This is a genomic window from Saccharopolyspora ipomoeae, assembly GCF_029952525.1.
Lineage (GTDB): Bacteria > Actinomycetota > Actinomycetes > Mycobacteriales > Pseudonocardiaceae > Saccharopolyspora > Saccharopolyspora ipomoeae.
The window spans coordinates 179794-203675 of the sequence record NZ_JASAOF010000007.1 but is presented as its reverse complement, the minus strand read 5'-3'; the positions used below and the strand labels follow the sequence as shown (position 1 = coordinate 203675).

At 70.1% G+C, this 23882-nt stretch carries 20 protein-coding genes; 5 read left to right on the top strand and 15 right to left on the bottom strand.

The genetic code is table 11. The features are described from left to right. The first annotated feature begins 88 nt into the window (after nt 1-88). From coaE to QFW96_RS14390, 3 genes are all read left to right on the top strand, one after another. Nucleotides 89-1276, top strand: a complete 1188-nt coding sequence (gene coaE / locus QFW96_RS14400; RefSeq protein ID WP_281456126.1) for a dephospho-CoA kinase — start codon at nt 89-91, stop codon at nt 1274-1276. 157 nt (nt 1277-1433) lie between these two features. Next, nucleotides 1434-2591 carry a sensor histidine kinase gene (locus QFW96_RS14395; protein ID WP_281456125.1) on the top strand — a complete coding sequence of 386 codons (1158 nt, stop codon included), beginning with the start codon at nt 1434-1436 and terminating at the stop codon, nt 2589-2591. Beyond that, nucleotides 2588-3241 (top strand): response regulator, encoded by a 654-nt coding sequence (locus QFW96_RS14390; RefSeq protein WP_281456124.1) that lies wholly within the window; start codon nt 2588-2590, stop codon nt 3239-3241. The genes QFW96_RS14395 and QFW96_RS14390 overlap by 4 nt, the downstream gene beginning before the upstream one ends. 135 nt (nt 3242-3376) lie before the next feature. Here the strand turns inward: QFW96_RS14390 and QFW96_RS14385 are convergent, their stop codons facing one another. Beyond that, nucleotides 3377-3874: a hypothetical protein gene (locus QFW96_RS14385; protein WP_281456123.1), complete on the bottom strand. Its 498-nt coding sequence runs from the start codon at nt 3872-3874 to the stop codon at nt 3377-3379. 116 nt (nt 3875-3990) lie between these two features. Continuing rightward, nucleotides 3991-4587 carry a ribonuclease FAU-1 family protein gene (locus tag QFW96_RS14380; protein WP_281456122.1) on the bottom strand — a complete coding sequence of 199 codons (597 nt, stop codon included), beginning with the start codon at nt 4585-4587 and terminating at the stop codon, nt 3991-3993. 235 nt (nt 4588-4822) lie between these two features. Between QFW96_RS14380 and uvrB the strand changes: the two genes are divergently transcribed. Together uvrB and QFW96_RS14370 are read left to right on the top strand one after the other, a co-directional pair. Beyond that, nucleotides 4823-6994 (top strand): excinuclease ABC subunit UvrB, encoded by a 2172-nt coding sequence (gene uvrB / locus QFW96_RS14375; protein WP_281456121.1) that lies wholly within the window; start codon nt 4823-4825, stop codon nt 6992-6994. A gap of 711 nt (nt 6995-7705) precedes the next feature. Continuing rightward, on the top strand, nt 7706-9265 hold the full coding sequence (locus tag QFW96_RS14370) for an acyl-CoA dehydrogenase family protein (protein ID WP_343231385.1): 1560 nt from the start codon (nt 7706-7708) through the stop codon (nt 9263-9265). A gap of 68 nt (nt 9266-9333) precedes the next feature. On the opposite strand, the gene QFW96_RS14365 is transcribed toward QFW96_RS14370, so the two are convergent. The 13 genes from QFW96_RS14365 to QFW96_RS14305 all read right to left on the bottom strand — a co-directional run bounded on the left by QFW96_RS14365 (nt 9334) and on the right by QFW96_RS14305 (nt 23285). Beyond that, nucleotides 9334-9894: a GAF domain-containing protein gene (locus QFW96_RS14365; RefSeq protein WP_281456120.1), complete on the bottom strand. Its 561-nt coding sequence runs from the start codon at nt 9892-9894 to the stop codon at nt 9334-9336. A gap of 55 nt (nt 9895-9949) precedes the next feature. Next, the gene (locus tag QFW96_RS14360; protein WP_093416016.1) at nt 9950-10522 is read right to left on the bottom strand and encodes a GTP-binding protein; all 573 of its coding nucleotides are present in this window, start codon (nt 10520-10522) and stop codon (nt 9950-9952) included. After that, the gene (locus QFW96_RS14355) at nt 10503-10862 is read right to left on the bottom strand and encodes a DUF742 domain-containing protein (protein ID WP_281456119.1); all 360 of its coding nucleotides are present in this window, start codon (nt 10860-10862) and stop codon (nt 10503-10505) included. Before QFW96_RS14355 ends, QFW96_RS14360 begins: the two co-directional genes overlap by 20 nt. A 2-nt stretch (nt 10863-10864) precedes the next feature. After that, nucleotides 10865-11305 carry a roadblock/LC7 domain-containing protein gene (locus QFW96_RS14350; RefSeq protein WP_093416013.1) on the bottom strand — a complete coding sequence of 147 codons (441 nt, stop codon included), beginning with the start codon at nt 11303-11305 and terminating at the stop codon, nt 10865-10867. A gap of 78 nt (nt 11306-11383) precedes the next feature. Continuing rightward, nucleotides 11384-12982 carry a sensor histidine kinase gene (locus QFW96_RS14345; RefSeq protein WP_281456118.1) on the bottom strand — a complete coding sequence of 533 codons (1599 nt, stop codon included), beginning with the start codon at nt 12980-12982 and terminating at the stop codon, nt 11384-11386. A gap of 658 nt (nt 12983-13640) precedes the next feature. Further along, a complete protein-coding gene (locus tag QFW96_RS14340) occupies nt 13641-14825 on the bottom strand; it encodes an acyl-CoA dehydrogenase family protein (RefSeq protein ID WP_281456117.1) in 1185 nt (394 codons plus the stop codon). 12 nt (nt 14826-14837) lie between these two features. Beyond that, nucleotides 14838-15794 (bottom strand): 3-hydroxyacyl-CoA dehydrogenase NAD-binding domain-containing protein, encoded by a 957-nt coding sequence (locus QFW96_RS14335; RefSeq protein ID WP_281456116.1) that lies wholly within the window; start codon nt 15792-15794, stop codon nt 14838-14840. Next, entirely contained in the window at nt 15791-16540 is a 750-nt protein-coding gene (locus QFW96_RS14330; protein WP_281456115.1) for an acetoacetate decarboxylase, read from the bottom strand. The genes QFW96_RS14335 and QFW96_RS14330 overlap by 4 nt, the downstream gene beginning before the upstream one ends. Further along, a complete protein-coding gene (locus QFW96_RS14325; protein WP_281456114.1) occupies nt 16537-17310 on the bottom strand; it encodes a crotonase/enoyl-CoA hydratase family protein in 774 nt (257 codons plus the stop codon). The genes QFW96_RS14330 and QFW96_RS14325 overlap by 4 nt, the downstream gene beginning before the upstream one ends. Continuing rightward, the gene (locus QFW96_RS14320) at nt 17307-18497 is read right to left on the bottom strand and encodes a CaiB/BaiF CoA transferase family protein (protein WP_281456113.1); all 1191 of its coding nucleotides are present in this window, start codon (nt 18495-18497) and stop codon (nt 17307-17309) included. Before QFW96_RS14320 ends, QFW96_RS14325 begins: the two co-directional genes overlap by 4 nt. A gap of 132 nt (nt 18498-18629) precedes the next feature. Continuing rightward, the gene (locus QFW96_RS14315; protein WP_281456112.1) at nt 18630-19538 is read right to left on the bottom strand and encodes a LysR family transcriptional regulator; all 909 of its coding nucleotides are present in this window, start codon (nt 19536-19538) and stop codon (nt 18630-18632) included. Nucleotides 19539-19737: 199 nt separating this feature from the next. Next, nucleotides 19738-20637, bottom strand: a complete 900-nt coding sequence (locus QFW96_RS14310) for an ABC transporter permease (protein WP_425524761.1) — start codon at nt 20635-20637, stop codon at nt 19738-19740. 29 nt (nt 20638-20666) lie between these two features. Then, complete coding sequence (locus QFW96_RS14305) at nt 20667-23285, bottom strand: alpha/beta fold hydrolase (protein WP_281456181.1); 2619 nt, start codon at nt 23283-23285, stop codon at nt 20667-20669. Between the last annotated feature and the right edge of the window lie 597 nt (nt 23286-23882).

Here is a 23882-nt window from a genome sequence, read left to right as displayed (position 1 = left end):
CCGCATCCCCAGCGGATGCGGGGCCGTTTCGCGTCCGGCCGAGAAACGGCCTCTCGCAGGAGCCCCCGCGCCTGGCAGGATGTAGCGCATGTTGCGGGTGGGTTTGACCGGAGGCATCGGATCGGGCAAGTCGACGGTGGCGCGGCGGCTGGCCGAGCTCGGCGCGGTGGTGATCGACGCCGACGCCCTGTCGCGGGAGGTCGTCGAACCCGGCAGCGCCGGGCTGGCCGAGCTCGTCGAGCGGTTCGGGGACGGGATCCTCGACGACACCGGGGCGCTGGACCGGCCCGCCCTGGCGGCGAAGGCGTTCGCCGACGAGCAGTCGCGGCTCGACCTCAACGCGATCGTGCACCCCAAGGTCGCGGAGCTGACCGCGCGCCGGATGGCCGAGGCGCCGGCGGATTCGGTGCTGGTGCACGACATCCCGCTGCTCGTGGAAGCGGGCTACGCGCCGAACTACCACCTGGTGATCATCGTGGACGCCGCCGAGGACGTCCGGGTGCAGCGGCTCGTCGGCCGCGGCCTGGCCGAGCAGGACGCCCGCGCCCGGATCGCCGCGCAGGCCACCGACGAGCAGCGCCGCGAGGTCGCCGACGTGTGGCTGGACAACGGCGGTGACGTCGAGGACCTGCTGGCCCGCGTCGACGAGCTGTGGCGGGACCGGTTGGTGCCCTTCGAGGAGAACCTGCGGCTTCGGCAGCGGGCCGCGCGGTTCGGCCCGTCGATCGTCGACCCGGACCCTGAGTGGGCCGCCCAGGCCCGGCGGTTGATCGCCCGCGTCGAGCGGGCGGCGGGGGAGCGCGCGGTCCGCGTCGACCACGTCGGCTCGACCTCCGTGCCGATGCCCGCCAAGGACGTCATCGACCTGCAGCTCACCGTCCGCACCCTCGCCGACGCCGACGCGCTCGCGGACGCGCTCACCGAGGCCGGGTTCCCGTACCTGCCCGGCGGCGACGTCGACGCACCGCACGACTTCGCCCCGGAACCCGAGCAGTGGGCCAAGCGCCTGCACATCGCCGCCGACCCAGGCCGCCCGGCCAACCTGCACGTCCGAGTCGAGGGCACGGCGTCGTGGCGGGTCGCGCTGATCTTCCCGGCCTGGCTCCGCGCCGACCCGGCGGCCCGCGAGAACTACCTCGCCCTCAAACGCCGACTCGCCGAAACCCACGCCGACGCCCCGAACCACGAGTCCTACGCCCTCGCCAAGGAACCCTGGTTCGCCGACAACCTCCCCAAAGCCCTCGCCTGGGCGGACTCCACCAACCACGCCCCCTGACCACCTCCGCGTCAAGAACCCCGGTTTTCCTCGCGCGAAAACCGGGGTTCTCGACGTGATGTGGGGACGGGATCAACCGATCAGTTGATGGCTCGGTGGGGCGGGCGACGTATTCGTGGAGGACGTGTCAGCCTTCGGGGTGAGGGAGAGGGATTCGGTGACCGACGAGACGACGCCGCCCGGCGGGTGGTTGTACCGCGCGATGCACGTGGGGTTCTTCGTGCTGCTGGCGGCGTCGGCGTCGCGCTTCGTCGACGTGCACGGGCTGGTCGGCATCACGCCCTGGGTGCTGGGCCTGTCGGTGGCGCTGATCGTCGTCTACGGCGTCGGGATCGCGTTCTGGGAGCGCAGCGCGCACCTGCGGCAGGTGTGGGTCGGTGCGGTCGTGGTCGTGTGGTGCGCGCTGGTGCTGGTGGCGCCCAGCTTCGGCTGGTGCGCGGTGCCGCTGTTCTTCGTCTGCCTGCGGGTGCTGAAGCCGAAACCGCTGGTCATCGCGGTGGTGCTGCTGACCGCGACGGTCATCTTCGCGCAGCTGCGGCTCGCGGAGTACGTCCAGCTCATCTCGGTCCTGGTGCCGATCGCGGTCGCGACGATGGCCACCGCGGTGTTCCTGGAGCTGCGGCGGGAGAGCGAACGCCGCCGCGAACTCATCGACCAGCTGGTGCGCACCCGCGGTGAGCTGGCCGAGGCCGAGCACCGGGCGGGCATCAGCTCCGAGCGCGAGCGGCTGGCCCGCGAGATCCACGACACCATCGCCCAGGGCCTGTCGAGCATCCGGATGCTGCTGCAGGCCGCCGAGCGGTCCGGCAACGCCGACGCCAACGTGCGGCGCGCGGGCGAGATCTCCGAGCACAACCTGGAGGAGGCCCGCCGGTTCGTGCGCGGGTTGACCCCGGCGGCGCTGGAGCGGAGATCGCTGCCCGAGGCGCTGCGGGCGCTGGCCGACCGCACCGTCGCGGAATCCGGCATCGAGGTGCGCTTCGACGTCGTCGGCGACCCGCTGCCCACCCGCGAGGACGACGACGCGGTGCTGCTGCGGGTCGCGCAGGGCGCGCTGGCCAACGTGCGCGAGCACAGCGGAGCCCGCACGGTCGGCGTGACGCTGTCCTACCTCGACGACGAGGTCAGCCTCGACGTCCGCGACGACGGGACCGGCTTCGACCCGGCGAACCCGCCGCACGGTGCGGGACGCGGGTTCGGGCTCGGCGGCATGCGCGCGCGGGTCGAGCAGCGGGGCGGCACGCTGGCGGTGGAGAGCGGATCTGGCGAGGGCACGGCGGTGGCGGCGACCCTGCCGGTGGGAGGTGTCTCATGACGGAGCACGTGCGCGTGATGGTGGTCGACGACCACGTCGTGGTGCGCGCCGGGCTGCAGGCGCTGCTCGCCGGTGACGAGGGGGTCGAGTTCGTCGGCGAGGCGCGCACCGCGGTCGAGGCGGTGCAGCTGGCCGGTGCCTACCGCCCCGACGTGGTGCTGATGGACCTGCAGCTGGGCGACGGTGTGGACGGGGTCGAGGCGACCCGCAGGCTGCGGGCGCTGGAGAACCCGCCGCAGGTGCTGGTGCTGACCACCTACGACGCCGACACCGACATCAACCGCGCGATCGACGCGGGCGCCACCGGCTACCTCCTCAAGGCCGGGCCGCCGGAGGAGCTGTTCCAAGCGATCCGCGCTGCCGCGCGCGGGCAGACGGCCCTGTCGCCGGAGATCGCCTCGCGCCTGCTGCAGCGCAGCCGGTCTCCCGAGCAGGCGCTGAGCGACCGCGAGGTCGAGATCCTGGAGCTGCTCGCGCAGGGCTTGGGGAACCGGGATCTGGCCAAGCAGCTGTTCATCAGCGAGGCGACGGTCAAGACGCACCTGGTGCACATCTACGCCAAGCTCGGCGTCGACAGCCGCATGGCCGCGGTCAACGTCGCCGTCGAACGCCGGCTCATCCGCCTCGACGGCCGCCCCCAACAACCCTGACCCACTCCTGACCTGGAACAACACCCCCGGTCGAGCCCCTGCGCACCTCGGTGTTCCCGATTTCAATGGAAATCGGGGACCCGACTTCCATCGAAATCGGAACCCCCCGGGGCGGGTGGGGAGGGGAGGGTGGAGTCACCAGGGGTCGAAGATGCCCCTGTAGGCGAGCCACTGGTTGATCGAGCGGTGCATGCTGATCTCGTCGAGCGTGCGGTGGACCGTGCGGAAGGCGTAGTCGGCCTCGCTCTGGCGGATGGCGCCGGCGGCCACGGCGGAGGCGAACTCGGCGGCGCGGGCGATGCGCGGCCGCCCGGCATCGGGGACTTCCAGGCTCAGCAGCAGGTCAGCGGTGGCCCAGGATCGGGTGTCGCGGTGGATGGTGACCGCGGTGAGCGTGCTCGGGCCGGGGCGGGAGTGCCGGTTGCGGGGGCGCAGCCGCGTCAGGCGCAGACCCAGGTCGGCCAGCAGCCAGGTGATCTCCACGTCGTGGTCCGGGGTCGGGCACTCCACGGCCAGACCCCACCGCTCCACGTGGCAGACCTCCAGCCGGTGCACCTGGCCGGTCGGGCGTCTGCGCTGCGAGCTGAAGAGATCGATGACTTCCATCAATGTGGGGGAAACCGCAGCGCTCACAGCGTCAGAGAGTAGCGGCGAAAAGTGGAAACGTGATCATCAGTACCGGTTTTTAACATAACTTTTCCGCACCGGACGACCACGGCGGGCGAGAATGGACGAAATGTCTCCGACCGTCACTCCGATGGCGGTAGCGGACGTGGCTCGAGTACGGGATCTTGGGTCGGTTGTCCGTCCCACGACAGCTCGATGTCGTTGTCGCGCAACCACTTCGGCAGGTCGTAGCCGCAGCGCGCGAGTCCTTCCAGCGCCGCGCACGCGCGTCGCATCGCGCGTTCCGCCGTTTCCGGATCGAGCAGTTCCGCGCGCACCGCGAGGACGAATTCATCGATGTCGAGCAGTTCCGCGTCGCGGTTCTGGCGCACTTCCAGATCCAGGTAGTGGTCGACGGTCCGCCATTGCTTTTCACCCGTTCGGACGTCGACCAGATCCAGGTAGTAATCGAGGTCGCGCTCGTGGCCCGGATGCCGGTGGAAGCGGGAGACGCGCAGTCCGAGAGCGGGCAGCAGCCACGACTCCAGCGCGGCGAGCTCGGGGTGCCCGGGCATCGGCCGGGCGAGGTAGAGCCCGAAGGGCTCGCGGCGGAAGCGGCTCACGGTGCGGACGTGGCCCTTGGGGTCGGTGTTGGTGCCCTCCGCCAGGTCGAAGACCTCGGTCTTCGGCGGGTGCACGGGCAGTCCCAGGCGCTCGGCGATCTCCCGCTGAGTGGTCACACCGACACTCTAAGCTCGCGCATGAGGCGGGCGCGACGTTCGAAGCCCGCCGCGCCCGCTGATCTCTCTACCACTGTTCGCAGGTCACCTCCCATCGGTCGGGGCCGGTGACGCAGACCATTGTCCGCCTTCAGCGGCCGGAAAGCACCCCCGCAAGTCCGATGAGACCCCGGGAGGCGACATGAAGCCCCCCGTGAGGCGACATGATGTCGGTGGGGGCTCGTACGCTGGTCCCGTGGCTTTCGCGACTGAGCGCCCCGCACTCGACGACTCCGTGCTGGCGCACTCCGAGTTCCGACCCGTCAGCGACATCCCGCGCGCCGACGGGCGCTTCCGCGTGGTCAGCGACTACGAGCCGGCCGGCGACCAGCCCGAGGCGATCCAGGACCTGGAGCGGCGGATCAACAGCGGCGAGAAGGACGTGGTCCTGCTCGGCGCCACCGGTACCGGCAAGTCGGCGACGACGGCCTGGCTGATCGAGCGGGTCCAGCGGCCCACGCTGGTGCTGCAGCCGAACAAGACGCTGGCCGCGCAGATGGCCAACGAGCTGCGCGGGTTCTTCCCGGACAACGCCGTGGAGTACTTCGTCAGCTACTACGACTACTACCAGCCCGAGGCCTACGTCCCGCAGACGGACACCTACATCGAGAAGGACTCCTCGATCAACGAGGACGTCGAGCGGCTGCGCCACTCCGCCACCTCGAACCTGCTCTCGCGCCGCGACTGCATCGTGGTCTCGTCCGTCTCCTGCATCTACGGCCTGGGCACGCCGCAGTCCTACCTCGACCGCGCGATCCCGCTGGAGGTCGGCGGCGAGATCGACCGCGACGTCTTCCTGCGCGCGCTGGTCGACGTGCAGTACACGCGCAACGACATCGCCTTCGCCCGCGGCACCTTCCGGGTGCGCGGCGACACCGTCGAGATCATCCCCGCCTACGAGGAGCTGGCGGTGCGGGTGGAGTTCTTCGGCGACGAGATCGACAGGCTCTACTACCTGCACCCGATGACCGGCGAGATCGTCCGCGAGGTTCAGGACCTGCGGATCTTCCCGGCCACCCACTACGTGGCGGGCCCCGAGCGGATGGACAAGGCGATCCGCGCCATCGAGGGCGAGCTGGAGGAGCAGCTCGACCGGATGGAGAAGCAGAACAAGCTGCTGGAGGCCCAGCGGCTGCGGATGCGCACCCAGTACGACATCGAGATGATGCGCCAGGTCGGCTTCTGCTCCGGGATCGAGAACTACTCGCGGCACATCGACGGCCGCGAGGCCGGGTCGGCCCCGGCGACGCTGATCGACTACTTCCCGGACGACTTCCTGCTCATCGTCGACGAGTCGCACGTGACGATCCCGCAGATCGGCGGCATGTACGAGGGCGACGCCTCCCGCAAGCGCACGCTGGTCGAGCACGGCTTCCGGCTGCCCAGCGCGCTGGACAACCGGCCGCTGACCTTCGAGGAGTTCTCCGACCGCATCGGCCAGACCGTCTACCTGTCGGCCACGCCCGGTCCGTACGAGATGGCGCAGGCCGGCGGCGAGTTCGTCGAGCAGGTCATCCGCCCGACCGGCCTGGTCGACCCCGAGGTCATCGTCAAGCCCACCGAGGGGCAGATCGACGACCTGGTGCACGAGATCCGCGAGCGCGCCGAGCGCGACGAGCGGGTGCTGGTGACGACGCTGACCAAGAAGATGGCCGAGGACCTCACGGACTACCTGCTGGAACTGGGCGTGCGGGTGCGGTACCTGCACTCCGAGGTCGACACGCTGCGCCGGGTGGAGCTGCTGCGGCAGCTGCGGCTCGGCGAGTACGACGTGCTGATCGGCATCAACCTGCTGCGCGAAGGCCTGGACCTGCCGGAGGTCTCGCTGGTGTCCATCCTGGACGCCGACAAGGAGGGCTTCCTGCGCTCCGGAACGTCTTTGGTGCAGACCATCGGTCGTGCGGCGCGCAACGTCTCGGGTCAGGTGCACATGTACGCCGACCGGGTCACCGACTCGATGCAGCACGCCATCGACGAGACCAACCGGCGTCGTGCCAAGCAGATCGCCTACAACGAAGAGCGCGGCATCGATCCGCAGCCGCTGCGCAAGAAGATCGCCGACATCCTCGACCGGGTCTACAGCGAGGCCGATGACACCGACGAGACGGTGTCGGTGGGTGGTTCGGGCCGCAACACCTCGCGCGGCAAGAAGCCCTCCGGCGAGGCCGTGGCCAGCGCGGGGCTGCTGGAGGAGCGCGACATCTCGTCGATGCCGCGAGCCGAGATGGCGGATCTGGTGCAGCAGCTCAACGATCAGATGATGAACGCCGCGCGGGAGCTGCAGTTCGAGCTCGCGGCGCGGCTGCGCGACGAGATCGCGGACCTGAAGAAGGAGATCCGCGGGATGGACGCCGCGGGCATCGAGTGAGCGCGCGGGCGCGGAAGGTGATCAAGGTCTCGCCTTTCGCGCCGCTCCGCTCGTGAGTACCTGAACAGGATTCGTCCTTACTGCCGAGTTCTCGCTCTGACCTCGGACAATTCCCGTTCTGGTCCACAGAGGACCGCGTTTGCTGAGAATCCGCTCAACCGTTTCGTCGAATTGCTCACAGGGTTCCGCTTCGAGCCGACCAGCCACGATTACAGTCCGTCAGTTGGCTCACCGAAAAGGTGGTACCCCGGTATGGTGAGTTAGGGTAATTTCCCTCTCCTGCTGTGCTCACGTGGACGCTGCGGGCTTGTGCAAGAAACGGAGTTCTCGAGATGGATCCCGGCCTGAAGGTCACGACCTCGTTCCCCACGAGGACCTGCGGGATCCGACCCGAGGGCGAGCCCGCACGGCGTGGACCCGGCAGGACCAGGCAACCCCGACATCCGCAATGCTGACGGCACGCCATTCCCCTCTCCCCGGTCGAGCGACGCCGCACGCACGACGTGGCATCCCCACTGCTCACGCCGGTGACCGCGCATGCCCGAAGGCGGGGGTCGCCTTTTCCGCTCAGCGGCACGAATGAGATGGCGAACGCGGTAATCCACCCGCGCTGAATTCTCAGCGCGCGGCCGGTTCGTCGTTTCACTCGCGCCCAGAACGACCCGTTCGCGAACCCCCTCGCGAGAGCCTTTCCAGGAAGGATCAATCGGAATGGAGTCGCCCACTACCGGTTCCGCACGCCCCGGAGCGGTGTCGGAGATGCTCGATTTCCTGCGCAGATACAGCAGGGAGCAGCTCGACTCTCGACGAATGGACGAACGGCGCGGTTTCCATTTGTCGCTGATCCCCGATCTCGCCCAGGCCGGGCTGTTCGGCCTGCAGGTCCCGAAGCGCTACCGAGGTCAGGAACTCCCGCATTCCGACACCATCAAGGTGTGGCGCCAGGCGGGCGCGATCGACTGCAACCTGCTCATCCTGCTCGCCGTGCACAACACCCTCGGCGTGCCGCCGGTCCAGCACTTCGCGCGCGAGGAGGTGCGCGCGGCCGTGCTGCCCGAACTGGCGCAGGGACGGCGGCTGGTGACCAGCGCGGTCAGCGAGCCGAGCATGGGCTCGAACGTCCGGGCGATCACCAGCACGGCCACCAAGCGGCCCGACGGGTCCTACGTCATCAACGGCGGCAAGCAGTGGATCTCGCTGGGCAACGACGCCCACCACGTGAACCTCTTCGCGCGGCTGACCGACGAGAACGGCCAGGACACCGGGATCACCGGGTTCCTCGTCGACACCTCGACCCCGGGTTTCGTCCGCGGTCCCGAGGTCGTCACCCTCGGGCTCAAGGCCGTGCCGCAGAACAGCCTGAGCCTGGAGAACCTGCACGTCCCGGCCGAGAGCCTGCTCGGTGAGGAGGGCAAGGGCCTGGTCGCGGCCAAGACCGCGTTCACCCAGGGCCGGTTGATGCTGGCCACCGGCGCGCTCGGCGCGGCGATGCGGGCGCTGGAGATGACCCAGCGCTTCGCCCGTCGCCGCGAGGTCGCCACCGGCAACCTCGCCGAGAACGGCCGGATCCAGCAGATCATCGCCGAATCGGTGGCGGCCACGCAGGCGGTGGAGATGCTGGTCGAGCACATCGCCGACCGGCTCGACTCCGGTCGCGAGGTGCCCGAGCCGTTCTACTTCGCGGCCAAGATCCTGGGCTGCGAGCTGATGTGGCAGGTCGTGGACCGCTGCGTGCAGCTGCTGGGCGCCCGCGGGTTCGTCGACACCAACGTCGTCGGCCAGTTCTACCGCGACTACCGGCTGTTCCGGATCTTCGAGGGAACCACCGAGGCCATCACGGTCTACCTGGGCTCGATGGTGCTCAAGCAGCCGCAGCAGTTCCTGTCGATCTTCGACGAGTTCGACCTGGACCCGGCGCTGGCCGAGTACGTCGACCGCGTCGACAAGCTGACCACCACCACGACCACCGGTGGCCAGCAGCGGCACATCCTGGCAGGTCAGATCGGTGAGCTCGCCTGCTGGGCGATCCTGTCGGCGCTCACCGCCGAGGGCCGCACCCGCTCGTCGATGCACGCGCACACGGCGTCCTGGAGCGAGCAGCAGCTGGCCGACAAGCTGCGCTCCGCCGAGGAGAGCAGGCCGTTCGTCGAGCTGCCCACCGCGGACGAACTCGCCCGGCACATCGGCGATTTCGAGTCCAGCATCGGCAACGTCGAACAGCGCCGCCCCGGCATCCAGCACGACCTGGACCTGCTGCTGCGCCGCGGCTGAGGCCATCAGAAGCACCGAGGGGGCGGGACCGCCGTGCGCGGTCCCGCCCCCTCGGCGCAGGTGGGGCCTCAGCCCGCCTGGAGGTCGCGTTCGCGGCGGTGGATGAGCTCCACGCCCTCACCGGCCAGCGCCTTGATGGCGTTGAGGCCGTCGCGCCCCCACGGGCGCACCTCGCTGTCGATGACGCAGACCGTGCCCAGCGCCATGCCGGTGCGGTCGATCAGCGGAGCGCCCAGGTAGGAGCGGACGTTCATCTTGTCCACGACGTCGTTGCCCGCGAAGCGCGGGTAGTCGCAGACGTCTTCGAGGACCAGCGCCATCCGGCGGGCGATGACGTGCGGGCAGTAGCCCGTCTCCATCGGCGCCGACCGCGGGTCGGAATCGGAGTTCGGATCTTCCATCCCGGCGGCCTTGGTGAACAGACCGCCCAGGTACTGGTGGGTGTCGGTGATGAAGTTGACCATCGCGTTCGGCACGCCGAGGGTCTGGGCCACGCGCTGGGCGAACGCGTCGAACTCGGGATCGGCGGCTTCGCCCAGGCCGAGCTGGCGCAGCCGCGCGGCGCGCTCGGACGCGTGCGAGTCGACGGGGCTGAGGTGCCGGTGTCCGGCAGCATCGAAAGTCGTCACGAGAGGCTCCGATTTCAGAGGAATCCGGGGGAGTGGGGCGGATTCGGGACGGGGGTCATAAGGCGCGGGTCTCCAGCACGTGCTCGATCAGCTGCACCAGCACCGATGCCGAGGAGCGGCGATCGCGCGCGTCGCAGAGCACGACGGGGATGTGCGGTTTGATGTCCAGTGCTTGCCGTACCTCCTCGGGTTGGTAGCGGAAGCTGTTCTCGAACTGGTTGACCGCGACCAGGAAATCGATGCCGCGGCGTTCGAAGAACTCCACGGCCGCGAAGCAGTCCTCCAACCGACGCGTGTCGGCCAGCACGACCGCGCCCAGGGCGCCGTCCACCAGGTCGTCCCACATGAACCAGAACCGGTCCTGACCCGGGGTGCCGAACAGGAACAGCACGATGTTCTGCGGGTTGAACGTGATTCGACCGAAGTCCATCGCCACGGTGGTCGTGGTCTTGTCGCCCACGCCGGTCAGGTCGTCGTGCCCGACGCTGGCGACGGTGAGCGTCTCCTCCGTGGTCAGCGGCTCGATCTCGCTGACCGAATGGATGAACGTGGTCTTCCCGACTCCGAACCCACCCGCTATGAGGAACTTGAACGAGGTCGGGAATGGCTCAGAGCTGTTGGAGCCCATTCAGCAAAGCCTCCAGTTGATCGCGCTTCGGCACGTCGGCGGGTGCGTGGGTGGTCAGAGCTCCCCAGTCGATGAGATCGGAGAGCAGAACTTTGGTGACTACGGCGGGCTGCCGCAGGTGAGCAGCGACCTCGGCGACCGAGGTGGCGTGCCGGCACAGGTTCAGCATCTTGGCGTGAACCGGCTCGATGCGATCCGGTGAGAACCGACCGGTGGACCGGACCAGCGACTGCAGCGACAGCGGTTCGCTCGGTTCGGTCCGCCCGTTGGTCAGCGAGTACGGGCGCAGCAGCGGGCCGGCCTCGTTGTCCAGCCACGGCTTGTCCGATGGGCCGGGCATGCTCACCTGCCCATCTCACCGGCGCTCCGCGCGGCGGTGGGCTGCCGCATGGGGGTAGCCAGGTGGGAGGGGACCCGCTTGACGAGCTGAGCGATCTCGTAGCCGAGCACGGCGGCGTCCGCTTCCGGCGTGGCCAGCACGACCAGCACGGCGCCGCTACCGGCGGCGGAGACGAACACGACGAGGTCGTTGAACTCCACGACGACCTGGCGCACACCACCGCCGTTCATGCCGAAGCGGCGGCCGCCGTTGCGGGCCAGCGAGCACTGCGCGGCGGCCCATGCGGCGAGCGCGTCGGCCTCGTCGTTGTCCAGGCCTCGGTAGTACCGCTTGATTCCGTCGGTGGAGGCGAGCAGGGCACAGCGGGTGTGCGGGACTCGTCGGAGCAGGTCGGCGAGTAGCCAACTCAGGTCGGACGACGAGCCCGCTGCGTCATTGGCCATGGTGGAAAACGTCTCCTGACTCTCTTCTCACTGCCGGGGCAGATCTTGGGCGGGGGAGGGGGATGTGTGAAGCGGAGGTCAGCCCTGGTCCGGTCTGTCGTCCGAGACGCCGCCCTGGACACCGGAGCGGAACGAGGCGTACAGGCTCGGGCTGGGCCCGCCCTGCGGCTTGGTCTCCTCGGGTGCGGCGGTGCCTTCGGCGAGCTGCGGGACCAGGTAGCTGCGGGTGCGGTCGCGCCTCGGGAGCGCGGGCCGCTCGGCGTTGTCGGCGCCCGTGGGACCGGACGCGACGGGGGGAGCGGAAGCCGCCGGGGCGGCCTCGGGCACGACACCGGCGTGGCGGCCGCGCTGGGACGGCTGCCGGGTCGGCAGCTCCTCGCGGACCGCCGGCTGCGGGCCGGTGGCGTAGGCGGGCTGCTGGCCGGTGTGCCGACCGTTGTTGTTGAACGTCTGCGGCGTCGGCATCACCGAGGTGCGCGAGTCGTGGCCGTTGCTGCCGGGCTCGCTCGTCGACAGCACGCTGGCGGAGCTCTGCGCGGCCGAGTCGTCGGGCTCGACGTCGGTCTCGCCCAGCAGGTTGTTGGGGATGACCACGTGCGCGTCGGTGCCGCCGTACATGTTGTTCTCCAGCTCCACGCCGATGTGGTGCCGGTGCGCGAGCTGGGCGACCACGTACAGGCCGATGCGGCCGTCGCGGAGCTGGGCGTCGCGGTCGACCTCGTCGGGGTTGCTGAGCAGCCCGTTGAGCGTGACCCGGTTGCGCTGGTCGATGCCCAGGCCGCGGTCGCGGATGTCGATGGCCAGGCCCGCGGTGACGATCTGGCTGTTGATGCTCACCTGCGTGTCGGGCTCGGAGAAGGCGGTGGCGTTCTCCACCAGCTCGGCGATGAGGTGGATGACGTCGGCGACGGCGTGGCCGTGCAGCGTGCCGTCGACCGGCGGGATCACCTTGACGCGGGCGTAGTGCTCGACCTCGGCGACCGCCGAGCGCAGCACGGTGTACATCGCGACCGGCTTGCTCCACTGCCGCCGCGGCATCGAACCGCCGAGCACGGCCAGCGATTCGGCCTGCCTGCGCACGCCGGTGACCAGGTGGTCCACCGCGAACAGGCCCTTGAGCAGGTCCGGGTCCTCGACCTGCTGCTCCAGCTCGTCGAGCCGCTGGATGGCGCGGTGGGCCAGGGACTGCACGCGCCGGGCGAGGTTGGCGAAGACCGCGACGCTGGGGTCGATGTTGGCCTGCGAGGGCTCGCTCCGCATGCGCACCAGCGCGAACTCGACGGCCATCTGGGCCTGCCGGAGCTCGTGGGCGAGCAGCTCGTAGGGGTTGCCGGTGACGGGCTCGCTGGTGGGCCACTTGGGCGCGGGCTGCTGGCCGGCCTGGATCTGCTCGACCAGCTGCGGGAGCTCGCGGGAGCCCTGGGCGACGGTGCCGCGCAGCGACTCGATCCACTGGTGGGAGTGGCGCAGCGATTCCTGCAGCCTGACCTGGGCGTCGTGACCGGATTCGTGGATCCGGCGGTCGATCTCGTCGGCGAGGGTGTTCGCGCGCAGGAACCCGACGATCACGACGGCGATGCAGGCGACGATCGCCACGGCGAGCACGGTGTAGCGCACTTCGGGCGGCGGGACGAGGACGAGCGTGACCGCCGCAGCGCTTCCGAGCAGCGCTGTCACGGCCAGGGACGCCACGACCAGCCGCAACAGCTTCGCCCGAAGATCGTTGTGGGGAGGGGCTTCGGGTGCTCGGTCGGATGGGCTCGCGGGTAAGGGGCTTTCAGACATCAGCGTCCTTGGTACGGGGGTGTCGGTGACGGGCACCGCGGTGCCGAAACGTCCGGGGCCGAAACGTCGGGGGCGTCACCGGGGACTACTGGTGCTCCACTAATGATCAAAAGTATCACTCGGCGTGATGATAGTGCGTCCGGCCGGTGAATTGGGCCTTTCCGCCCAATGATGCGGCCATTGAGCGGATGGACTGCGCGGCCGCCGAGCGGCAGACGGGCCGCTCACCTCGGAAATCGAGGCGAGCGGCCCGTTCTCGCGGGTCGTGTGAAATTTTTGTTGAGATCGGAAGGATTTGAGCGCAAGTACCCGAACGGGTCACGTTCGCGCCCTTGTCGGATCGTGCGTCGGGGACGCGGGCGAGCGGCGCAGCCGCGAGGCGTGAAGCCCACCCTCGCAGCCGGCACCGCCGCGGGTTCTGAGCGGTTCTCCGGGGAGGACGCCGGGACGCCGTGTATTGGCGTACATCAGGAGTGGCGTCCGGACCCGGAGGGCCGCTCAGGTTCCGCTACCTGCACCGCTGCGCAGAACGAGTGCGGAATCAGGTTCCTCACGCGAAGGCGCTGAGGCCCGTGATGGCCTTGCCGACGATCAGGGTGTTCATCTCGCGGGAGCCCTCGAAGGAGTAGACCGCTTCGGCGTCGGCGAAGAACTTGGCGACCTCGTAGTCCAGCACGATCCCGTTGCCGCCGAACAGCTCCCGGGCCCAGGCCACGACCTCGCGCATCTTGGTGGTGGTGAAGGCCTTGGCCAGCGCGGCCTGCTCGGCGCTTCCGGAGCCCTGCGCCACCAGTTCGTTGAGCCGCACCACGACGCCGAACATGGCGGTGATGTTGCCCAGCATCTTGACCAGCAGGTCCTGGATCATCTGGAAGCCGCCGATCGGCTTGCCGAACTGCACGCGCTCCACCGCGTACTCGCGGGCCAGCTCGTAGGCGCGCACCGCCACTCCCAGCGCCTGCCAGGCGACGCCGCCTCGGGTCATGGCCAGCACCTTCGCGGTGTCGCGGAAGCTGTTGACCTGCTGCAGCCGGTTGGCCTCCGGCACCCGGACGTCGGTGAGGGTGATGTCGGCGTTCTGCACCGTGCGCAGCGCGATCTTGCCCTCGATCTTGGTGGCGGTGAAGCCGGGAGTGCCCTTCTCCACCACGAAGCCCTTGACGTTGCCGTCGGCCTCGTCGCGGGCCCACACCACGACCAGGTCGGCGAAGGTGCCGTTGCCGATCCAGCGCTTGGAACCGTTGAGCACCCACGCGTCGCCCTCCTTGCGGGCGGTGGTGCGCATCCCGCCGGCGACGTCGGAGCCGCCCTCGGGCTCGGTCAGCGCGAACGCGCCGATCCGGTTCATCTCCACCATGTCCGGGATCCAGCGGTCGCGTTGTTCCTGGTCACCGCCGTGGTAGATGCTGCCCATCGCGAGTCCGGTGTGGACGCCGGAGAACACCGCCAGGGACGGGTCGATCCGGTTGAGCTCCAGGCTCAGGAATCCGGTGAACAGCGGGCTGCGCCGCACGCCGTCGCCGTGCTCGGGGAACTGGTAGGAGGCCAGGCGCAGCTTGGCGAACTTCTCGACGACCTCGAAGGGGAACTCCGAGGTGTCCCACGCGCGGTTGGCCAGCGGCTTGACCTCGCGTTCCAGGTACTCGCGGATCTCGGCGAGCTCGGCGCGCTCGGATTCGCCGAGCAGGTCGTAGAAGCCGAAGAAGTCGGGGTTGGTGATCACGGGCTTGGGCATCGTCGTTCCTCGTCAGATCGATTCGGTCGCGCCGGCTTCGACGCCGGAGAGGGCGTCGTTGAGCGCGTTGTGCTTGCGGTCGCGCAGTCGTGCGCGTTCCTGGTAGGCCTCGGGGCCCGCGCCGTAGGCGGACTCGGTCTGCTCGACGATCGAGCCGATGGTGCTCTCGTCGAGCGTCGGACGGCCCAGCTCGGCCCAGCGGTCCGCCATGCCCACGCCGAGGTGGGCCATCATGTGCCGGATGCCGCCGGGCCCGCCGCCGAGGTGGAAGCTCTCGAACGGGCCGATGGTCGCGTAGCGACCGCCCAGCGACGCCTTCATCACGGTGTCGAGCTCCGCGGCCGACACCACGCCCTGCTGCACCAGCGAGATCGACTCCCGCATCAGGGCGCTCTGCAGCCGGTTCGCGACGAACCCGGAGACCTCCTTGTGGATGCGCACCGGGGTCTTGCCCAGGTCGCGGTAGAAGGCGATGGCCTCCTGCACGACGTCCTCGGCGGTCGTTCCGGGCACGATCTCCACCAGCGGCACCACCTGCGGCGGGTTGAACGGGTGGGCGATCAGCAGCCGCGCGGCCACCTCCTCGGGCAGCTCGGCGGCGATGGCCGAGGCCACGATCCCGGAACTGGAGGAGGCCAGGATCGCCTCGGCCGGGGCGTGCCGGGCGATCTCCGCGAACAGCTCCTGCTTGAACTCCACCCGCTCCGGGCCGTTCTCCTGCACCAGCTGAGCGTTCTCGACGGCCTTGGCCAGGTCGTCGGTCGCCTCGATGCGGCCGCGCAGCACCGCGACCTCGGCGCCCGGGATGCTCTCGGCGAGCATCGGCAGCGCCTCGTCGATGGCGGCGTCGAGGTCGTCGCGCGGATCGGTCACCCGGACCCGCAGCCCGGCGTGCGCGAACAGCGCCGCCCAGGCCAGGCCGATGGTCCCGGCGCCGACCACCGCGACGTCCGTCCACTTCGGATTCATGACTGCTTCCTCTCCGCCAGGTAGTCGTGCACGGGCTCGACTCCCGACAGCGTGAGATCGGTGAGGATGTGGCTGGCCGAGACGACCTCGCGCACCGGCAAGTCGGCGAGCGGCGCCAGCGCGTGCTCGAACAGCTGCAACCGCGCGGGACCGGTGAAGGCCTGCTTGACGGTGATGTCGGTGATGCGGGTGCGCACCAGCTCGGCGATCCGCGGCCGGTGGTCGTAGCCCGGGACGAGCTTGAGCATGAACGTGGGCACGGTGATCTCGGCCTCGGCGGCCGCGAGATCCATCGGGAACCACTTGTAGCCCATGGTCGCCGTGGCGATCCGCTCCGAGCCGTAGTCCAGCGTCCCGACCAGCGCGGCGTGGTCCACCTTGAGCGCCGGTTCGCCCATCACCTTCGGGTAGGCGCTGGCCTCGCGGCCTGCGGCGGTGGCGGGGAAGTTGTTCAGGTACATCGCGTGCAGGTACTCGCCGCGCTCCTCGCCGAAGCGCACCGGGATGGCCTGACCGGCCTCGACGTAGGGCCCGTACGCGGTGACCTCGCCCATGTTCATGATCTCGAAGCGCACCAGCGGCTCGTCGAACTCCAGGGGCTCGGGAACCGCGGCCCGCAGCGCCTCGGGGTCGGTGCGGTAGACGACGTTGAGGTACTCGCGGTCGGTGAACCGCGCGACCGCCGGTGCGTAGGCCGGGGAGGTCAGCGGTGTCGCCACCCGGCGCAGGATCTCTTCGCTGTTCATCGTCCCGTCCACTCCGGTGCTCGCTTCTCGGTGAAGGCCCGGACGCCTTCGGCGAAGTCGGCCGACTCGTAGAGCCCGCGGATCTCGCGGCGCTGGGCGGTGAACGCCTCCGGCTCGGGCAGCCGGTCGGAGTGCCGGACGACCTGCTTGACCGCGGCCAGCGCCAGCGGCGCGTTGGCGGTCAGCTCCTCGGCCAGCTCCAGCGCCGCCTGCAGCGCGGCGCCGTCATCGGCGACCCGGTTGACCAGGCCCAGCTCGGCGGCGCGGGCGGCGGCGATGGTGCGGCCGGTCAGCAGCAGTTCCATCGCCAGGTGGTGCGGGATGCGCTTGGGCAGCCGGATCGCGCCGCCGCCCCCGGCGATGAGCCCGCGCTTGACCTCGGGCAGCGCGAAGGACGCGCCGGAGGCCGCCACCACCAGGTCGCAGGCCAGGGCGAGCTCGAAACCGCCGCCCATCGCGAAGCCCTCCACGGCGGCGATCAGCGGCTTGGCGCTGTCGAACTCGGTGATCCCGGCGAAGCCGCGGTCGCCGACGCTGGGCGATTCGCCGCGGGCGGCGGCCTTGAGGTCCATGCCCGCGCTGAAGGTGCCGGCCGCGCCGGTGAGCACGCCGACGCGCAGCTCCGGGTTCGCGTCGAGCTCGTCGACGGCGGCGGCGATGCCGTGCGCGACGTCGGCGTTGACCGCGTTGCGCGCCTCGGGCCGGTTGAGTGTGATGATCAGGACGGTGCCGCGCGTCTCGGTCCGCACGGCGGTGTTCGGGGTGCTCATGCCGCTTCTCCCTCGTTGTGCTCGTCGAGCTCGGCGAAGACGTCGTCGGTGTCCTGGCCGGGGATCGGGGGGTGCAGCCGGATCGAGGCCGGGGTGGCCGAGAACTGCATCGGCACGCCCACCTGGCGGTAGGTGCCCTCGGTGGGGTGCTCGGCGACGTCGAGCAGGTGGCCTTCCCGCACGTAGGGGTCGTCGGCGGCTTCGTCGAGGCGCAGGACCGGGCCGACCGGGATGCTGCACTCGGTGCAGACGCGGAGCCACTCGTCGGTGGTCAGGTTCGGCGTCACCGACTCCATGAGCTCGACCAGCGCGGTGCCGTCCCGCCGGGTGTCGATGTAGTCGCCGGCGATGCGCGGGTCCTCGGCCAGGTCGGGGCGCCCGGCGGCGGCGAACAGGTCGCGGAAGTTCTTCGGCGAGTAGGGCATGATCATCGCGTAGCCGTCCTTGGTGGGACGGGCGCGGTGGCCGACGTTCATCGACAGCGGGAACCCGGTGTCGGTCATCGGCGGCTCGTAGATCCTGCCTTGCAGGTGCTCGACCAGGTTGAACGCCAGCATCGTGTCGGCCATCGGGACCTCGACCAGCTGGCCCTGCCCGGTCGCGCGCTGGTGCACCAGGGCGGCCAGCGCGGAGTAGACGATGGTCAGCGCGGCGACCTTGTCGCCGAAGATGCTCGGCAGCACCACGGGCTTGCCGATGTCCCCGGCGCGCTGGGCGACGTCGAGCAGTCCGGAGGCGGCCTGCACGGTCTCGTCGTAGGCGGCGAGCTCGGCGCGGTCGGAGTCCGGGCGGAACCCCTGGGCGTGGGTGTAGATCAGGTGCGGGTTGTCGGCGGCGAGGCTCTCGTAGTCCATGCCGAGCCTGCGCAGCGCGTTGATCCGCATGTTGGTGATGAGGATGTCGGCGCTGCCGATGAGGTCGCGGGCGCGCTGGGCGTCGTCGGCGTCCTTGAGGTTGAGCGCGACGCTGCGCTTGTTGCGGTTGACGTTCATCGCCAGCGGCGTCATGCCGGGGGTGCGGTGAATGGGGCCGATCCGCGCGGTGTCCTTCGGCGACTCGATCTTGATCACGTCGGCGCCGAGATCGCCGAGGATCTGGGCCGCGTACGGGCCCATGACCACTGTCGCCATGTCGATGACGCGCACGCCGGCCAGCGGGCCGGAGGCGTTGTCGGCGGGGGTTGTCATCACCACTCCTAGTGCGTCGGGAATGCATCCCGAATCGACTTGTTTGCTTCGCTAACAACGTTAGGTCCGCAGTGGAGCGGGGTTCAATTGATCAGTGGAACCGTATCGCGAACAATGGCGTGACCGCAGCGGTCACGCCACCGGATCGGCCAGGAATTGCTTCGCTTCGTCGATGAGTTCATGCAGGTCGAGCTGCACTTCTGTGCGGTCCTGACGCCAAATCAGGCCGGTTGCGAGACTGGGGGAGAAGTCCTGGATGGGCAGCACGGTGATGCTGTCGTCACGCAGTTTCTGCATTCCGCTTCTCGGGTCCAGCATCGAAATCGCGAATGCTCCGCCGTTGGCGATGACCTCCGCCGTGCTGCCGTAATCACCGGTGTCCAGCGTCATCCTGCGGTGTATTCCGGCGGCGCTCAGCCGCGCCTCCAGCTCGTCCCAGTAGTCCGGCAGCATCCGCGCGGCCGGGCGCACGTAGGTCAGGCCCACCAGCTCGTGCAGCGACACCGATTCGCGGCCGGCGAAGTCGGGCGCGGGCAGCACCGCGCCCAGCGGCTCGCGCATCAGCTCGGCGACCTCGATGCCCTCGGCGTGCACCGGCAGGTGCACCAGCGCCATCGCCAGCTCACCGCGCTGCACGCCGAGCAGGAGCTCGCGGCTGCCGCCGGGCCAGCGCTTGAGGTCGCACACCTCGGCGCAGCGGCGGGTGAAGCCGGTCAGCCGCTCCCGCAGCGTCGAGTGCAACCCGGGCGGCACCCCGAGGTACACGACCGGGCGGGTGCGCCCGATCGCCTCCCGCAGCCGCCACGGCACGTCGTCGAAGCGGCTCAACGCCTCCCGCGCGATCGGGAGCAGGGAGCTGCCGGCGTCGGTCAGCTGCACGTGGTGCGAGTCGCGCTCGAACAGCACCACCCCGAGCTCCCGTTCGAGGTCCCGGATCCGCTGGCTCAGCGGTGAGGTCGCCATGTGCAACGACCGCGCGGCCCCCGAGAAGCTCAGCTTCTCCGCCACTGCCACGAAGTACCGCAGATGAAAGATCTCCATCGCGCACCAACATTACGCCGTCCGGCCCAACGCGCCGGTCCACACCACCCGACCCCACCTCACCCGGCAACCTAAAACCCGACCTCCACCCCACCCCGTTCGAAAACCGGTTTTCGCGCGTCGAAAACCCCGGTTTTCGCGCGATGAAAACCGGGGTTTTCGAACGGGGGTCGCTCGGACGGGTGGGGCGGCCCAGGTGTCAGCTTGTGATGTCCTTGTGGTTGAAGCGCCAGAGGGCGAGGACCGTGAAGACCGCGGCGTAGGAGACGGCGGAGAAGGAGCCGGTGATCATCGACGAGGGGTCGACGTCCTCGCTGAGCAGGTCCGAGTAGGCCGTCGAGAAGTGGGTGGGCAGGTAGTTGCGGAGGTCTCCCAGGGCGGAGATCTGGTCGATGATCTCCGAGAGGATGGAGATCAGTACCGCACCGCCCACCGCGCCCAGCGGGGCGTCGGTGTTGACGCTGAGGAACAGCGCCAGCCCGGCGATCCAGCTGAGGTGGATCCCGACGTAGAGCGTCGCCAGGGCCAGGCTCAGCACCCCGCGCGGGAACGTCAGCGCCTCGCCGGTGGTGCTGATCAGGTCGCCGGTGCCGAACCAGAACACGCCCACCGCCAGCGCCACGCCGACCAGCAGGACGATGCCGAGCGCCGACAGCAGCGCCGCGACCTTCGCCTTCTGCCGCAGCAGCCGCATCCGCGGCACCGGCGCGGCCAGCAGGTACTTCAGGCTCGACCACGACGCCTCGCTGGCCACCGTGTCCCCGAAGAACAGCGCCACCACCACGACCAGCAGGAACCCGGTCGAGGCGAACAGCGTGAACACCGCGAAGTTCAGCCCGCTCGCGGTCGCGACGTCGGCGAACGTGCGCCCGCCCCGCGAGTCGTCCTCGCCGAGCTCGAACGCCGCGAGCAGCAGCAGCGGCAGCAGCACCAGGAACGCCAGCGTCAGCCTGGTGCGAGCCCGGCGCAGCTGCCGGGCCAGCTCGACCCGCAGCGGCAGCGTGCGCTTGGCCGAGTAGCCCTCGACGGCGCCGTCGGCCTGCGGCACGCCGAGCTTCGGCGTGCGCACCAGTGCGGTCTCGGGCTTCGCCACGACCACCTCGGTGGACGTGGTGGTGTCGTCGTCGCTCACCGCTGATCCTCTCCGACGAGCTGCAGGAAGGCGTCCTCCAGGCGGCGCCGCGGGCCCACCTGGTGCACCGCGACACCGGCCGCGACCAGCACGTTCACCGCCACCGCCGCCTGGTGGCCCGCGAGGTCGGCGTGCACCAGGTCGCCGTCGATCTCGATGTGGCCCATGCCCTCGACGGTGCGCAGCGTCTCGGCGGCCAGCTCCGGGTCGTCGACCCTGAAGGTCGCCTCCCCGTTGACGGCCATGATCTCGGCGACCGTTCCCTCGGCGACCAGCTTGCCGTGCTGCATCACGACCACGTGCGTGCAGGTCTGCTCGACCTCGGCCAGCAGGTGGCTGGAGACCAGCACCGCGCGGCCGGTGGCGGCGTAGCGGCGCAGGATCTCGCGCATCTGGTGGATCTGCGGCGGGTCGAGCCCGTTGGTCGGCTCGTCGAGCACCAGCAGCTCCGGCAGCCCGAGCATCGCCTGCGCGATCGCCAGCCGCTGCTTCATGCCCTGGCTGTAGGTGCGCACCTTGCGCTTGGCCGAGGACTCCAGCCCGGCGATCTGCAGCACCTCGTCCATGTGCGCCCGCAGCATCGGGCGGCCGGTCGCCGCCCAGTAGTGCCGCAGGTTGTCCAGGCCCGACAGGTGCGGCAGGAAGCCCGGCGACTCCACCAGCGCCCCGACCCGGGACAGCACCGGGGCGCCCGCCTGCAGCCGGTGCCCGAAGATCCGGACCTCGCCGCGGGTCGGCCGCAGCAGCCCCAGCAGCATCCGCAGGGTCGTGGTCTTGCCCGCGCCGTTGGGGCCGAGCAGACCCACGATCTGACCGCGCTCGACCTGGAACGACAGGTCGTCCACCGCGGCCTTCTTGCCCGGGTAGGACTTCGTCAGCCCCGAGATCACCAGCGGCGTGTCGGACAAGCGGGTGTCCGGGTCGTCGTGGAACTTGCGGCGGATCGCCGAGATCACCCACAGCAGCAGCGCCAGCAGGAACACCAGCCCGATGCCCACCAGCGGCCCGACGGGCACCGTTCCGGCGCTCGACGACGTCGCGCGCACCGACGGGATCGACACCGCTCGGTCGCCGGCCAGCGCCACCACGTGCATCGAGGGCTCCCTCGGCAGCGCGTAGGCCTGGTCGGTGGTGGCCACCGCGAGCTCGACCCGGTGACCGGACTCCACCGGGTGCACGATGCCCGGCAGCGCCACGTCGAACTCCTTCGGCGTGCCGTCCGGGGGGATGTCGGTGATGTGCATCGGCGAGACGGCGTTGCCGAGCAGCTGGCGCTGCCCGTCCGGGCCGACGTCGTAGAGCTTGGCGAACAGCACCGCGTCGGTGGGCTGCGGCTGACCGGGCACCGAGGCGATGGCCAGCCGCGTGCGCGGCGTGCCGGAGATCAGCGTCTGCTCCTCCAGCGGCTTCGTGCCGAACACCGCCACCTGGCCGGGCAGGTCGCGGGCCAGCGACTGGCCGAGGCTGCCCGCCGCGTCGAGGACCTGACCCGCACCGGGCAGCGAGCTCGTCGCGGCCGGCGACCCGCCCGGCGGGTTGAGCACCGGCGTCGGCTGCCCCTCCAGGGGCAGCGCGAAGCGCGGCGTCCGCGAGTCGCGCAGACCGGGATAGCTCGGCGCGGTCATGGTGCGCACCGGGATGTCGCCGTCGCGCTGCGGCCGACCGGCGATGTCGAACTGGAACCCGGTGCCCGGGTCCGGCACCGGTGGCACGCCGCCGAGGTGGAAGGCGAACCAGTCGGCGATGCGGCCGCGCACCTCCGGGCCGGGCGGGGTGCTGTCGTGGCCGCCGGCGAACCAGATGGTCTTGACCGGCGCGCCCGCCGCGGAGATCTGCCGCGCGTTGGCGTCGGCCTGGTCCAGACCGAACAGCGTGTCCCGCTCGCCCTGCACCAGCAGCGTCGGCTGGGTGATCCGCGAGTTGTAGGTCTTGGGGGAGGACTTCGCGAGCAGGTCCAGCGTCGGCCGGCTCGCCCGGCCGTACTGGGCGACCTCCGAGTAGGCCGCGCACACCTCGCGGGTGAAGTTCCCGCAGGTCGGGAGCGCGCCGGGCTTGGGCACGCCGCCCGCCGAGAACAGCAGTCCGGTCCAGGCCTGCTTGAACACGCCGTCGGGGTTGAACGAGCCGCCCGCCGGGGTGGCGCCGCCGATGCGCACCTGACCGGCGTTGTTGGGCAGCAGGGCCTGGCCCAGGTCGTTGTAGGTCATCGCCGGCGCGATCGCGTCCACCCGCGGATCGGTCCCGGCCAGCATCAGCGCGAGCGCGCCGCCGTAGGAGGCGCCGGTGACGCCGACGCGGGGATCGCCGTCGCGGTCGCGCAGCACCTCCGGCTGGCGGGCCATCCAGTCCAGCAGCTGCCGGGCGTCGGCGACCTCGTAGTCCGGCGAGTTCAGCCCGATCTGCCCGGTGCTGCGGCCGAACCCGCGCGCCGAGTAGGTCAGCACGGTGAATCCTCGCGCGACGAGTTCCCGCGCCTGCTGGTCGGTTTCGTCCTTGCTGCCGCCGAAGCCGTGCGCGAGCAGGATCGCCGGAGCGGGGGTGTCGACGGGGGAGTGCAGCGTGACGTCGATCTGCACGCGCTCGGTGCCGCTGGGCCCGTCGAGCACGTCGACCATGGCCTCTCTCGGCGCCGGTGGCTGCGCCGCGGGTTGCGGCGGCTGCACCTGGCCCGACCACAGGAACGCCCCCAGCACCACTAAGAGGATGCAGGGCAGGGCGAGCAGGGCCAGGCCGGTGCGACGACGGGGGGAGGCGGACACGCCATCGACAGTAGGGGAACGGAGCGGCACCGGTTTCATCCAGACGCGGGGGGAAGGCAAGACGCTATGAACCAGAGACCAAAGCGCAATCGGACACCTCGTCGTGCCCGTCGGAGTGTGGTCTCCGCCGCATCCCCGCGTGCGGTGCTCGTGTGAGCGAGCCGACGTGATCGTAACGATCAACGGCCGGGGTGCAACGGGTCCGTCTCGCCCAGTCCGGGGCGTCCGCATTGCCCCGTTCGGCGGTGCCGCCTAGGTTCAGATCGTGATTTTCAGTGCGAGTGGTCACCCCGCCTGGTGCGGAGACCCCGGCATACGTGACAATCTTGACGACTGGTGGAGGGGAGTATTCCTTCGCAGCGGTGCCGTCATCACGGAACTTGCCTGGTCAAGCCCGGTGCCGCTGGCCGATGAGGTGGATGATCGGTGGAAGAGACCTCCGGTCTCGGACGT

What these genes read in the sequence shown, in the direction of transcription:
- QFW96_RS14360 (WP_093416016.1), bottom strand. Translation starts at nt 10,522, where the DNA reads ATGGGCTCCAACAGCTCTGAGCCATTCCCGACCTCGTTCAAGTTCCTC.
- QFW96_RS14390 (WP_281456124.1), top strand. Translation starts at nt 2,588, where the DNA reads ATGACGGAGCACGTGCGCGTGATGGTGGTCGACGACCACGTCGTGGTG.
- coaE (WP_281456126.1), top strand. Translation starts at nt 89, where the DNA reads ATGTTGCGGGTGGGTTTGACCGGAGGCATCGGATCGGGCAAGTCGACG.
- QFW96_RS14305 (WP_281456181.1), bottom strand. Translation starts at nt 23,285, where the DNA reads ATGGTCGACGTGCTCGACGGGCCCAGCGGCACCGAGCGCGTGCAGATC.
- QFW96_RS14370 (WP_343231385.1), top strand. Translation starts at nt 7,706, where the DNA reads ATGGAGTCGCCCACTACCGGTTCCGCACGCCCCGGAGCGGTGTCGGAG.
- QFW96_RS14355 (WP_281456119.1), bottom strand. Translation starts at nt 10,862, where the DNA reads ATGCCCGGCCCATCGGACAAGCCGTGGCTGGACAACGAGGCCGGCCCG.
- QFW96_RS14315 (WP_281456112.1), bottom strand. Translation starts at nt 19,538, where the DNA reads ATGGAGATCTTTCATCTGCGGTACTTCGTGGCAGTGGCGGAGAAGCTG.
- QFW96_RS14335 (WP_281456116.1), bottom strand. Translation starts at nt 15,794, where the DNA reads ATGAATCCGAAGTGGACGGACGTCGCGGTGGTCGGCGCCGGGACCATC.
- QFW96_RS14330 (WP_281456115.1), bottom strand. Translation starts at nt 16,540, where the DNA reads ATGAACAGCGAAGAGATCCTGCGCCGGGTGGCGACACCGCTGACCTCC.
- QFW96_RS14340 (WP_281456117.1), bottom strand. Translation starts at nt 14,825, where the DNA reads ATGCCCAAGCCCGTGATCACCAACCCCGACTTCTTCGGCTTCTACGAC.
- QFW96_RS14325 (WP_281456114.1), bottom strand. Translation starts at nt 17,310, where the DNA reads ATGAGCACCCCGAACACCGCCGTGCGGACCGAGACGCGCGGCACCGTC.
- QFW96_RS14350 (WP_093416013.1), bottom strand. Translation starts at nt 11,305, where the DNA reads ATGGCCAATGACGCAGCGGGCTCGTCGTCCGACCTGAGTTGGCTACTC.
- QFW96_RS14320 (WP_281456113.1), bottom strand. Translation starts at nt 18,497, where the DNA reads ATGACAACCCCCGCCGACAACGCCTCCGGCCCGCTGGCCGGCGTGCGC.